Source organism: Alkalihalobacillus sp. CinArs1 (assembly GCF_947387515.1).
Classification (GTDB): domain Bacteria; phylum Bacillota; class Bacilli; order Bacillales; family Guptibacillaceae; genus Guptibacillus.
In genome coordinates this window covers 26,724-39,023 of the sequence record NZ_CANDOB010000005.1, presented here as the reverse complement: position 1 = coordinate 39,023, position 12,300 = coordinate 26,724, and the positions used below count along the sequence as shown (strand labels likewise).

Sequence of the window (12,300 nt, the reverse complement as noted above, 5' to 3'; positions counted from 1 at the left end):
GGATAAGGCAGAAAAGAACCACCATTCGCATTTCGGCGGACTCTCATTTAAAATAAAGATATTGAACGCAAAGGGAGTGGAAAAGATGGAATTCAATATGAAAAAAGAAGAGACTGGTTTTACAGCGGACTTCGAATACGGAACATTACATATTTCTGGTGATGAGCAGTCCGGTTTTAGACCATATCAACTTCTCGTTTCTTCGATCGCAGTATGTAGTGGTGGAGTGCTTCGTCAAATTTTAGATAAAAAACGCATGAAATATGAAGATATCCACATCAGTGCTGATGTTACGCGTAATGAAGAAAAAGCGAACCGAGTAGAGAAGATTCACCTTCATTTCACGTTAGAAGGAGATCTTGATGAGCAAAAGGTTGAAAAAGCTCTTGAATTAACGAAAAAACATTGTTCGATGGCTCAATCCGTAATCGATAGCATCGAGCTTGAAGAGACATTTGAAATTAAGAAGTGACACCAGGTTTCTGGTGTCACTTTTATTGTTATAGCTCTAGCGTCTCTGGCGTATTTTCTCCTTCATTCATAAGACGAATGGTTTCTGGAGTAATTCTTAACACGATGTAGTTAGGGTCTTCGGGAGAATCAAACCATCTTTTAAGCGTATCTCCCCAGATTTTTTCCTTTGTTTCTTTTGAGTCATCGATCTTAACGGTTCCTTGAATTTCTACATAACGGTCATGCCAACCTTCACCGTCATATCCAAGTAATACATGTACATTATGGTTTTCTTCAATATCTTCTACTTTATGTGTTTCTTTGCTTGTCGGAGTCATCAATGTAAGATCGTCATTAAAGAATGTCATGAAGCGAGAGTGGGGTTTGTTATCCTTTATCGTACTGAGTGTGCCTACATGGTGAGATTCTAGAATTTCTAACACTTTGTCCTTCAATTCTGTTTGAGTCATCGTCATCATCATTCTCCTTTCAATATCAACGCTAATCTTAATCTTCCTTTATTGAGCAATTCTAAAACAAGATAATATGCCATTATTTGCAAAGTGTGCCATTCTGTTTTTCAATGACGCTCCAGGGGTATACCATAAAGAGACTTAATTCAAATCAAAGAAGGTAATAAAAATGAATAACACCTATGATTTTACTCAGGGGAACATCACGAAACAGATGATTTTTTTCTCGCTCCCCATATTTTTTACCAACATGCTACAAACATCCTACCAATTTATTGATAGTCTCTGGGTTGGGAATTTACTCGGTTCAGATGCGCTTGGAGCAATCTCACTCGCAGCTCCTGTAATCTTTACCGTTTTATCTTTTATTATCGGTGTTAACAGTGCAACGCTTACTGTGTTATCTCAAAGAAAAGGATCAGGTGACGACGAAGGGTTAATCGAATCATTAAATGCTTTTGTAGTTGTTCTCACAGTGTTATCTGTGACGTTTGGAATCATTGGTTTTATATTTACAGACGCGATATTAACATTCTTAGGAACTCCTGAGGATATATTTGAGACGACGAAGCTGTATTTGCGTATCAACTTCTTAGGGATACTTTTTTTATTTGGATACAATTTTATTGGGACAGTGCTTCGAGCATTAGGAGATAGTAAGACGCCAATTCGATTTGTACTTGCTGCTGTCATTTTAAACGCGGGATTAGACCCTTTGTTTATTTATTATTTTGACTGGGGGATCGAAGGTGCTGCATATGCAACCATCATTGCTCAAGGAGCAGCATTCCTTTATGGTGTGATCTATTCAGTTTGGAAATCCAAAGTGCCTTTTACAGTGCCGCATTGGCCTGATGGTAAAGAGACGAAGCGAATCACGAAGCTTGGTGTGCCTGCAGGTCTGCAAATGATGACGATCTCAGCGGGAGTAACCGCCATAATGGCAATCGTTGCAAGTTTCGGTACTCAAGTTGTAGCTGGGTTTGGAGCAGCACAAAGATTAGACAGGGTAATCATGCTTCCTGCGTTTACACTTGGAGCAGCCGTTAACAGTATGGCTGGTCAGAACATTGGTTCAGGGTTGTGGGATCGTGTTTCTGAAATAGCAAGAAATGGTATCATCCTTATTCTAAGTGTCTCGTTTACGATTAGTGCAATCATCTTCTTTAGTGCAGAAACCCTTGTCTCACTCTTTATTAATGATGCAGAAACGATCGCATTCGGAACGACATATTTAAAAACGATTGCGTTTTTTTACCCGTTTCTAGGTATTAATTTCGTTTTGAATGGGGTAGTAAAAGCTGCAGGTGCGATGGTCCAAGTATTGGTATTAAACATCATATCGTTCTGGATCTTAAGAGTACCGTTAACCTATCTATTATCTGATTGGCTTGGAGAAGAAGGGATCGCTTATGGCATCGGAATCAGCTTCGTTTTATCGAGCATCTTTGCCATTGGGTATTATAAGTACGGGAAGTGGAGAGATATTGAGATTTTTGAACAGGAAGTTGAAAAGTAACGTAAGCTGCCGAGCATCGGCGGCTTTTTTTGGTAGTGTATGGGGGAGAAGATTTATGTGATGTTGGATAAAAGGACAACAACTTGAAAAAAATACTCATAAGAGTCTGCTGTATAAAAAGATACAGATAAAAGGAGAATCTAGAAATGAAGAAAATAGCTCTTATGATTATCCTTCTTACAGTCATCTTACCAATGAATGCGATGGCGAAGGAAGCGACACAAGTTTCTAAAAAACATGCGATTCAAATACCGGATTCGGTAGTGAATATCTCTAAAGAAAACACTTATCCAAATCCGACACAAGATCAACCAACACTTCAACCGAGTGAGCTGACAAGAGAGTTAATTGATTCCACTGATATCAAAATCGAGAACCCTCAGCTTATTCAAATTCTAAATGATTCACATATCTCTCCGTCCAAAGTCGCGATCGGGTATCGTGCAAGTATTTATTTAGGGAAATGGCCTTTGATGTATGATTCACAAGAAACAAATGTTAATTGGCAGTACAAGCAAGCGAACGTTAACCGCTACGACAATAGAGGTGGAAAAGGCACCGCAAAAATGTCGTATCGTCAAGAAGAGGAGAAGAGTGTGAGTGGAGGGTTAACGGCATCGATCCCGTCCAGTGATGATGTTAAAAAAATGATGCTCATGAAGGCATCAGAAAAAACCAAGCTTTCTCTCGCTTTTCAAACTATCATTGGAAAAGGTACGAGGAAAACAAACGTTTATAACATAGCTCCTCTCCATTACGGTACGCTCTCGAGTTATGTGCCTGCTGTAAACGAAAAAGGAAAAGTAACGTATGGAGAAGTGTACCTTGTACTAAAAGGTAGTGAGAAAGGCATTGAGGTAAGGAACGTAACCCAGCAAGGGATCGGGGCATGGATTCCGGTTCAAGATTATTTAAGCTTTGAGTTTAATACGCAAAAATAACCAGCAGAAATGCTGGTTTTTTTACAGAATAGAATCGTGATGTCCAAGCAAACTATAGAAAAGCGCACAAAAGGAGGGTAACATGAAAACTATTGCGGCTATATTAGCACTTGTGTTTGTCTTCATTTCTTCAGAAGCATCAGCAATCGATAATCAATCACATGACTGGTACTTTAAGAAAAGTAAAGACCATGCTCCAGCAACAACTGAACCTGAGTTCGAACAGATGCTGAAAAAGTATGGAGGGTACTTTATCGGGGATACAGACAAGAAAGAGCTTTACGTTACATTTGATAATGGCTATGAGAATGGCTATACCATTCAAGTGCTGGATGTATTGAAGAGAGAAAAAGTCCCTGCTGCTTTTTTCGTAACAGGATACTATTTAGAAGATCAACCCGATCTTATTAAACGAATGGTGAAAGAAGGGCACATTGTCGGGAATCACTCATGGAATCATCCAGACATGACGAAGATCCCTGATGAGCGAGTAAAGAAAGAACTGAAGCGAGTGAAGGAAGAATACACGCGCATCACCGGAGATAAAACGATGCTTTATTTAAGACCACCACGTGGTGTTTTTAGCGAAAGGTCACTCGCTATTTCTCGTGATGAAGGTTATATCAATGTTTTTTGGTCACTTGCCTATAAAGACTGGGAAACAAACAGGCAAAAGGGTAGTCAATATGCGTATGATTCCATCATGAAGCAAGTACACCCTGGAGCCATTCTTCTCCTCCATTCTGTTTCAAAAGACAATGCAGAAGCGTTAGAGAGTGTGATTAAAGATCTTAAGAAAGAAGGCTATACCTTTAAGAGCTTGGATGAATTAGTGTTTAAACGGACACTACCTAGCTTATTAGCACCTTAAAGCTGCCAGTAGGGTAGCTTTTTTTGTTTTATCTTGGTAGGTGGTATTGATTCCTTTTGTCTGCGATAATGAAGCTAATAAAAGACTGGAGGAATTTCATGTGGTCAGAAGTCGTACGTCCAGAAGCTCCATATGCTATTGATCGGTTGTTCGGTCGGCTACGCATGGATCCGCTTCAAGCGATTAATTCGAATGAGATTAAGGTACCAATTACAATCGATCGAACAAAAGAGGTACTCACGATAAAAGCTGTTGGAGATGAACTCGATCCTTCCTTTCACATTAGTGGGGAAATAGAGGATCTTAAACCAGTATCAATAAGAAAAGTAACCGAGATGTTTGATCTGAACATGGACACAGAAAGAATCAAGAGGCACTTTGAAGGCACGGAACTACAGGGTCTTGTAGAAAAATATGTAGGGATGCCGATCATTTGTGAGCCAGATGCTTACAGTGCCCTCATGAAAAATATTGTTCATCAACAGTTAAATATGAAATTTGCATACACGCTCACCTATCGGTTTGTAACAAAATATGGAGAACAAAAAGATGGGGCTTGGTTTTATCCTACTCCTGATGTCGTTAGTAAACTTCGAGTAGAAGAATTGCGAGAGCTCCAGTTCAGTAATAGAAAAGCAGAATATCTGATCGGTATCGCAAAGAACATTCAGGATGGAACCCTAGATCTCCATCGGTTGAATGAACTTACGAACCAAGAAGTGTATGAGACATTATTGCCTCTTAGAGGTGTTGGTCCATGGACGATCGAATGCGTCCTTTTATTTGGACTAGGGAGAAAAGATGTTCTGCCAGCTGGTGATGTCGGTATCCAGAATGCCATGAAGAAGCTATTTGATCTAGATACAAAGCCTTCAAAAGAAGAGCTTTATGAGTATAATAAGAGATGGTCCCCATACTCGAGCTATGTTTCGATGTACTTATGGGAGAGTTTGAGCGGATAGATATAAGGAGAGGTTCGATTGAAGAATAAAACAGAAGGGACAGCTCTTACAAAAGGGCAAACTGTTCCTCTTACAATAAAACGATTAGGAATTAATGGAGAAGGAATTGGCTTTTTTAAGCGAACGGTGGTATTTGTTCCCGGTGCTCTTCCGAATGAAGAGATCACTGCTGAAATCACACGCGTTTTTCCTAATCGTGCTGAGGCAAGAATCAAACGCTTAAGGAAAAAGTCTCCTGAGCGTGTCGCGGCCCCTTGTCCCGTTTATGAAGAATGTGGTGGATGCCAGCTTCAGCATTTAAGTTATAGCGGCCAATTGAAAGAGAAGAGAGACGTTGTTGTTCAAGCGTTTGAGCGCTATTCGAAAAACAACTCAAAACTAACTGTTAACCCAGTCATTGGGATGGAAGATCCATGGAACTACAGAAATAAAAGTCAGCTTCAAGTTAGAAAACAAAAAGGGAAAGTCATCGCTGGCCTCTATGGCGCTGGGTCTCATGAGCTAGTCGAATTAACGAACTGCCTCGTGCAACACCCAGAAACGAATCGTGTGACAAAACAGGTTGTGAAGGTTTTAGAAGATCTAAATATCTCCATCTATAATGGCAAAAAAGGACTTGTACGGACGATTGTAACAAGGGTAGGATTCCAAACAGGACAAGTACAGCTTGTTCTCGTTACGTCTGAAGAAAAGATCCCAAGACAGTCCTTACTCGTTAAGGAAATCAAAAAGAGACTGCCGGATATTGTCTCGATCATGCAAAATGTGAATGGCAAGAAGACGTCTCTTATTTTTGGAGATGATACAAATCTTCTTGATGGTGAAGAAGTGATACAGGAATCATTAGGGGATTTAAACTTTGAACTATCTGCACGAGCATTCTTTCAATTAAATCCCATTCAAACCGTGAAATTGTACGATGAAGTAAAAAAAGCAGCAAAGCTATCAGGACGTGAAAATGTCATCGATGCATATTGTGGTGTAGGCACGATTGGTTTGTGGCTTGTGGATGAAGCAAAGGAAGTAAGAGGGATGGACGTCATCAAAGAATCGATTGATGATGCAAGGGAGAATGCGAAGAAGCATGGTTTTGCGAATAAAATGAAGTACGATGTGGGTAAAGCAGAAGATCTTGTGCCTAGATGGATCAAAGGTGGATTCAAGCCAGATGTGATCGTTGTCGATCCGCCTCGTACTGGCTGTGACGATAAACTGTTATCCACAATGGTGAAAGCAAAACCTGAACGAATCGTTTATGTGTCTTGTAATCCATCCACATTAGCTAAAAATGCCGATTTCCTTCAAAAGAGGGGATATGAAGTAGGCAAGTTGCAACCTGTCGATATGTTTTCACATACCGCACACGTAGAAGTTGTCGCAGTTTTCGAAAAAAGTAAGAAATAAATTTAGTAGAACGATTCCCTTTCTTTAGCGGAATCGTTTTCATTTTGCTTATGATACCTTCTATGAGTAATCAACACTTTCCACAGAGTTATGCACATCACAAAAGGTTATTTCATGCGTTATACACATATTTATACACATTATCCACAAGCGAACCGGTGTTCATCCACAATGTAAATTGTTTATAAATTTTATTGAGCACACTAGATGATGGTGGAACTTATACACATTGTTAACAACCTGTTGATAAGTTGTTTCCACAAAGAGAAAAGGGACCTGTTGAGGTCCCTTTTATCAATTACTGCTGGTCTCTTTTTTCGCGTTGGTTAGCTTGTCTAGCTCTTTCAGCTGCTTTTTGATCAGCAGCGAATTCGTTAGCGAATTCTGCATCTTGGTTTTGAGCTTGTGCAGGGTTGTTCTGAGCTTGACGCTGTTGCTTGTTTTCCTTGTTTGGACGTTTTGCCATTTGAAATCAGCTCCTGTTAGTAAGTTTGGAGAAGGGTTTCTCCACTCATTATAATGGTTTAAAACAGTGAATCTTATTCATCGATTACGGTTTTTGACCAGCTCGGTCTGCTCTTTTAAATGCTTTTCCAAACAATACATCTTGTGTTTTTGTAAGAGACATTTTTGATTCTTTGTTTTCTCTTCCTTTTTTCTTATCCAAGCTCACATCACCCTTTTCTTTAGGATGGTATTAGCATTGCCATGTAAAAAACGATCTAAAACAAAAAAAGTTCCTAAAAAGGAACTAAGCTTCTAGCTGAACTTCAATTGTCTCTGTACGATCACGCATTGTATGCAATAAATAATTATCTCTTTCGATCTCATAAAGGTGATACGATTTTTCACCACTGTTGATTTGCTGATAGACACCTGGCCATTTCTCGTTCGCCAGTTCAACGTAAGGGATTTTTTCAGCAGCTTTCTGCGAGCGAACATTGTCTCGATTGATTCGAAGAAAAATGGTTTGAATTTGCTTTTCGTAAAAAAGTTCTTTAAAAAACGCGTCTTTTGCGATTTGATTATAGCCTTTTCCATGATAAGGCGTTCCAATCCATGTGCCTAGAAAGCCTGCTTGATTTTGAATATCGAACAAATTAATAGTACCGATCGGTGCTCCCCATTCATCAAGGATTGTTCTTGAGATGAGCTCGCCTTGTTCTTCAGCTTCTATCGTTTGTTTTGTTAAAAACAAGTATTCTTCATATGAATTTGCTTTATGACGTACGAATGGGAAGACAGCTGGGTCAACCATCAAGTCAAAGAGAACATGACATTCCGACAGGTCACGATTTTTAATCATGAGTTTCCCTCCTGTCGAGGGCAGATTTCACCCCACCCTCGAATAATAGTATGTTGAATTATTATTCGGGGTGGGAATCGAACCCACTAGGACCAGTCACTTTGCTGGTGGCGCACCAATTGCCTTCCCATTTCAAATTATGAAGTTGTATTTAGTTTATTTTGGCTTCAAAAGTATCATACTCGATTTGTTAAGAAAATGATACTGTAAATATCACTAATTTCTATGAATAATTTTTCCATTTATCATGGTCCAATGTGGACGTGCTTCAAAGTGGAATGGGTGGTGGGACCATAAGACTAAATCAGCATCTTTCCCTTCTTCGATACTACCGATACGCTCCTCTACGCCTAGGCTCTTTGCAGGATTTAGCGTAATTCCCTCTAGTGCTTTTTCTTCACTTAAACCTTCTCTTACTGCAAGGGCCGCACATATATTCAAGTATTGAATCGGAACATACGGATGATCGGTAGTGATCGAAACTTCAATACCGTGATTATTTAGAATGCCATAAGTAGCCCAGGTCTTGTTTTTGAGTTCAATCTTAGAACGTCTCGTCATTGAGGGTCCAACGGTGACCCGAAGGTTCTGTCCGCTTAGTTCATCTGCGATTAGATGTCCTTCAGTACAATGTTCGATTCGTACATCTAAATTAAATTCTCTTGCAAAACGTAGTGCTGTTAAAATATCATCTGCTCGATGAGCATGGATTCGTACAGGTATCTCTCTTTTTAAGGCTGCGATGATCGGAGCGACTCTAGGGTGCTCTGAGGGCTGAGATTTGCTGGCGTTGTAAAATGCTTCGCGCAACAGTCCGGTAATTCCCATTCTTGTAATGGACTCGTTGTTTGATTGACTATGAACCCTTTTTGGGTTTTCACCTAATGCAACCTTAAGCCCTGCCGTTTTTCGAACGATCATTTTCTCAACATTCTTTCCATATGTCTTTAAGACTGTGGTAGTGCCTCCGATAATATTCGAACTACCTGGCATCACTTGCACAGAAGTTACTCCAAATGAAATGGCGTCCTTGAATGCAAGATCAAGAGGATTGACCCCATCTAGGGCACGAACATGAGGGGTGAGTGCTTCTACTGTTTCGTTGGCATCGTTACCTGCCCAACCTGTTCCCTCATCATATAGACCTACATGCGTATGCGCATCGATCAATCCGGGAAGAAGATGCGCTCCACTTCCATCTACGACCGTCATGTCAGGTTTTTCTTCAATTGAAGTGGCGACTCTCTCGATCAAGCCGTCTCGTACTAGAACATCTGCTTGATCTAAAATCGCGCTGCTTATCGGGTATACACGGGCGTTCTTAATTAAAATTGTCATGATTTATCACCTTATTTCAAGTTAGGTACAAAGAAAGAGTAGCTACTATATTATAGGTATGAAAAACATGAATTAATACGAGTTTGAAAAAAATCTGCTGGAATTAAGCCAGCAGATTCTCAAGAGCATCTTTAAGTTTTAAATATCGGAAAGGATAGCCGAGTTCCTTCGCTTTTTGAGGCAATACACATTGTCCCTTCAGAACAACGCCGCTCTTTTCGCCAAGAGCGAGCTGCACAGGTGCTTCAGGAACAGGAATCCAGTGAGGTTTATTCAGTACTTCTGCTAACGTTCTACCAAATTCGTTCATTCGTTTTGGTTCTGGTGCTGTCACGTTCAGTGGTCCTTGAACAGAATCATGATCGACAGCAAATCGTATCATACCGACCACGTCTTTAATATGAACCCAAGAATACCACTGTCTTCCATCTCCGAGCTTGCCGCCCATATAGAATTTATAAGGCAGTACCATAAGAGGGAGTGCGCCTTCTTCACCTAAGATGAGCCCAAATCTAGTCAGCACTGTGCGTACACCGTAATTTTGGGCACGCATCGCTTCTTTTTCCCATTTATATGTCACATCAGCAAGAAAATCAGACCCCGGGTTCGTGTCGTTCTCCGTAAAGGACTTGTCGAGAGAAGAGCCATAGAATCCTGTGGCAGATGCATTAACGAGTACACGTGGTTTATGGTCAAGTTTTTCTATAATCGAAACGATCTCTCGAGTTGCGGAGATACGGCTGTTCAATATTCTTTCTTTCTTGTCTTCCGTCCATCGGCCGCTATTGATCGATTCTCCTGCAAGGTTGATAATGGCATTCAGATTTTGTAGATCTTTCTCTGGTTCTGCATCATCTTTGAGCCATTTAACATACGTTACACCTGTTTGGGCAGGTTTGTTGTTTGGGTTTCGAGTTAAGATGTAGACGTGGTGTCCATCATTAACGAATGATTCAGTGAGAGCATTCCCAACGAAACCAGTACCACCAGCAATCGCTATGTTCATAACGTGGTTCCTCCTAGTTAATCCATTTCTTATAGTAATTATTTCTTTACCCGTAAAGAGAATCCTTTAATCCAATGCTCTAGGTTCATACTATTTTTTTGAAAATGATACAATGTGATGAGAGAGGTGAGCGTATTGGTTAAAATTACACGTATCACAACACAAAAGAACAACAGTGAACGGTTTTCGATTTTTATAGATGAAGGGAATGGAGAAGAATTTGGGTTCGGTGTGGATCAGGATGTGCTGATTCGGTTCGGTCTTAGAAAAGGAATCGAACTAAATCAGGAAACTCTAGATGAGATACAGTTTGAAGACCACATAAAAAAAGGTTTCAACTTGGCGCTTCATTATTTGTCTTATCGAATGCGATCTGAGAAAGAAATTATAGATCACCTCGCAACGAAAGAGATCGAGGAGGCAGCTTTCTCTTCTATCATTAGTAAATTAAAGCGCTATGGATATGTGAATGATCTTGAATTTGCACGCGCTTTTGTTAGAACGAAGGTGAACGCAGGGGGGAAAGGACCCTACATCATCCATCAAGAGTTGATTCAAAAAGGCGTTTCACAAGATACGATCGAAAAGGCTCTTGAAGAATATCCATATGAACGTCAATTTGAACGTGCCGAAGAGTTTGCTTTGAAAAAAGTGAAGAAGCTTAAAAACGTCTCATCGACTGAACTGAAACAAAAGCTTGGACAGGCGCTTACGAGTAAAGGCTTTGAAAGAGAAATCATTCAAGAAGTCATGAATGAGATCGATCATAAAAATCATGAAGAGGAGTGGGAAGCACTCCTGCTTCAAGCACAAAAAGCCGAACGCCGTTTCTCAAAATTGGATAGTAAAGAGTACAAATATAAAATGAAACAATTTTTATACCGTAAAGGCTTTCCGTTTTCATTGATCAATCACTATTTAGAAGAATTTATCGATCAATGAAAATTTCTTGTTGTCCTTCATCTTGATCGATAATTTGCTTTGCTTTTTCTGCTGGGGATTTCAATCTGGAAGTATCTTTAATGTGATCTGTGGAGTGCCAGAACGGAGTGTCCATACCTCCCATGTACACTGCAGTTGCACTTACCCCGGTTCCCTCTAGTTCCTTCCAGAGACTCTCAGTAAATCCTCTTACCGCATATTTGGATGCCACATAAACCGTTTCATGTTTTTTCCCTTTTAAACCTGCTGTTGAAATAATGTTCATGATTCGTCCTTCTGCTTGTTTTAAAACAGGAAGAAAGATTTTAGTTAGAAAAATGGCCCCTTTTACATTCGTGTCGATGACGCTATGTATCGCTTCTTCTTCTATGTCCTCTAGGGAGCCAAATGCTCCTGCCCCAGCATTGTTTACAAGCATCTCGATGGTATGACCATCATTGGTGATTTTCGTATACAGTTCTTTAGCGTCTGTGTAGTTTGAAATGTCACACGTATATGATGAACAGGATCCACCCTGTTCTTGGATCTCAGTGCAAATAGTCTCAAGTTTTTCTTTCGTGCGACCAACCAAAATAACGTGCTTATCTAAACTTGCCCACCTTTTGGCAAGCTCAGCTCCGAGACCTGATCCTCCACCAGTGATTACAATACTTTTCATATTACATACCTCCTATTTTGAAAGCGTAGCATATTTTTGTCATACATTGTGAAATGAACTATACTGAAGACATTAGGAACAGTTTTATGGAGGTTGTCATGGATAAACGGTTCAGTGAAATGAATAAAGAAGAATTACGAACTTCAATCGCACAGCTCAGTGAGAAAGCTAGAAGAGCTGAGCAAATGGGTATGGTAAATGAGTTTGCAGTACATGAACGAAGAATCGCTCTTGCGAAGTCTTATTTATTAAACCCGGACGATTTTACTCCCGGAAAAACATATGAACTAGAAGGTGACCCAGGTTCCTCGTTCGTTATCGATTACATGAACGGAACGTTCGCATGGGGTTTTCGTAAAGGAAGCGAAACTATAGAAGCATTTCCGATTTCAATGTTAATTGAGAAAGAGCAGCAATAACGCTGCTC

Annotated in this window: 15 protein-coding genes; 8 read left to right on the top strand and 7 right to left on the bottom strand. The window is 40.1% G+C overall.

The features are described 5' to 3' along the window. Positions 1 to 85: 85 nt before the first annotated feature. The gene (locus tag PFZ69_RS18840; RefSeq protein ID WP_270182747.1) at positions 86 to 472 is read left to right on the top strand and encodes an OsmC family protein; all 387 of its coding nucleotides are present in this window, start codon (positions 86 to 88) and stop codon (positions 470 to 472) included. A 28-nt stretch (positions 473 to 500) separates the two neighbouring features. Here PFZ69_RS18840 and PFZ69_RS18835 read toward each other — a convergent pair whose 3' ends face one another. After that, positions 501 to 923: a pyridoxamine 5'-phosphate oxidase family protein gene (locus PFZ69_RS18835; protein WP_270182746.1), complete on the bottom strand. Its 423-nt coding sequence runs from the start codon at positions 921 to 923 to the stop codon at positions 501 to 503. A gap of 172 nt (positions 924 to 1,095) precedes the next feature. On the opposite strand from PFZ69_RS18835, the gene PFZ69_RS18830 reads away from it, so the two are divergent. The 5 genes from PFZ69_RS18830 (at position 1,096) to rlmD (ending at position 6,623) form a co-directional block, all read left to right on the top strand. Beyond that, the gene (locus PFZ69_RS18830) at positions 1,096 to 2,445 is read left to right on the top strand and encodes an MATE family efflux transporter (protein ID WP_270182649.1); all 1,350 of its coding nucleotides are present in this window, start codon (positions 1,096 to 1,098) and stop codon (positions 2,443 to 2,445) included. A gap of 146 nt (positions 2,446 to 2,591) precedes the next feature. Then, on the top strand, positions 2,592 to 3,386 hold the full coding sequence (locus tag PFZ69_RS18825) for a YfkD famly protein (RefSeq protein WP_270182648.1): 795 nt from the start codon (positions 2,592 to 2,594) through the stop codon (positions 3,384 to 3,386). Positions 3,387 to 3,468: 82 nt separating this feature from the next. Then, entirely contained in the window at positions 3,469 to 4,257 is a 789-nt protein-coding gene (pdaA, locus tag PFZ69_RS18820; protein WP_270182647.1) for a delta-lactam-biosynthetic de-N-acetylase, read from the top strand. A gap of 98 nt (positions 4,258 to 4,355) precedes the next feature. After that, on the top strand, positions 4,356 to 5,219 hold the full coding sequence (locus PFZ69_RS18815) for a DNA-3-methyladenine glycosylase family protein (RefSeq protein WP_270182646.1): 864 nt from the start codon (positions 4,356 to 4,358) through the stop codon (positions 5,217 to 5,219). Between the two features lie 18 nt (positions 5,220 to 5,237). Continuing rightward, positions 5,238 to 6,623, top strand: a complete 1,386-nt coding sequence (gene rlmD, locus PFZ69_RS18810) for a 23S rRNA (uracil(1939)-C(5))-methyltransferase RlmD (protein ID WP_270182645.1) — start codon at positions 5,238 to 5,240, stop codon at positions 6,621 to 6,623. A gap of 298 nt (positions 6,624 to 6,921) precedes the next feature. Here the strand turns inward: rlmD and PFZ69_RS18805 are convergent, their stop codons facing one another. From PFZ69_RS18805 to PFZ69_RS18785, 5 genes are all read right to left on the bottom strand, one after another. Continuing rightward, positions 6,922 to 7,089, bottom strand: coding sequence for a hypothetical protein (locus PFZ69_RS18805; protein ID WP_270182644.1), 168 nt, complete (start codon positions 7,087 to 7,089; stop codon positions 6,922 to 6,924). An 84-nt stretch (positions 7,090 to 7,173) separates the two neighbouring features. Beyond that, positions 7,174 to 7,290, bottom strand: a complete 117-nt coding sequence (locus tag PFZ69_RS18800; protein ID WP_270182643.1) for a YfhE family protein — start codon at positions 7,288 to 7,290, stop codon at positions 7,174 to 7,176. Positions 7,291 to 7,374: 84 nt separating this feature from the next. Further along, positions 7,375 to 7,929 carry a GNAT family N-acetyltransferase gene (locus PFZ69_RS18795; RefSeq protein WP_270182642.1) on the bottom strand — a complete coding sequence of 185 codons (555 nt, stop codon included), beginning with the start codon at positions 7,927 to 7,929 and terminating at the stop codon, positions 7,375 to 7,377. 216 nt (positions 7,930 to 8,145) lie between these two features. Continuing rightward, complete coding sequence (locus PFZ69_RS18790) at positions 8,146 to 9,267, bottom strand: amidohydrolase (protein ID WP_442865221.1); 1,122 nt, start codon at positions 9,265 to 9,267, stop codon at positions 8,146 to 8,148. 103 nt (positions 9,268 to 9,370) lie between these two features. Beyond that, entirely contained in the window at positions 9,371 to 10,273 is a 903-nt protein-coding gene (locus PFZ69_RS18785) for a TIGR01777 family oxidoreductase (RefSeq protein ID WP_270182641.1), read from the bottom strand. Between the two features lie 135 nt (positions 10,274 to 10,408). Between PFZ69_RS18785 and recX the strand changes: the two genes are divergently transcribed. Continuing rightward, positions 10,409 to 11,215 (top strand): recombination regulator RecX, encoded by an 807-nt coding sequence (gene recX, locus PFZ69_RS18780; RefSeq protein WP_270182640.1) that lies wholly within the window; start codon positions 10,409 to 10,411, stop codon positions 11,213 to 11,215. Here the strand turns inward: recX and PFZ69_RS18775 are convergent. Further along, positions 11,202 to 11,873 carry an SDR family NAD(P)-dependent oxidoreductase gene (locus PFZ69_RS18775; RefSeq protein WP_270182639.1) on the bottom strand — a complete coding sequence of 224 codons (672 nt, stop codon included), beginning with the start codon at positions 11,871 to 11,873 and terminating at the stop codon, positions 11,202 to 11,204. The two genes, recX and PFZ69_RS18775, sit on opposite strands and share 14 nt — an antisense overlap. A gap of 98 nt (positions 11,874 to 11,971) precedes the next feature. Between PFZ69_RS18775 and PFZ69_RS18770 the strand changes: the two genes are divergently transcribed. Beyond that, positions 11,972 to 12,292: a YfhH family protein gene (locus PFZ69_RS18770; protein ID WP_270182638.1), complete on the top strand. Its 321-nt coding sequence runs from the start codon at positions 11,972 to 11,974 to the stop codon at positions 12,290 to 12,292. The last annotated feature ends 8 nt before the right edge of the window (positions 12,293 to 12,300 follow it).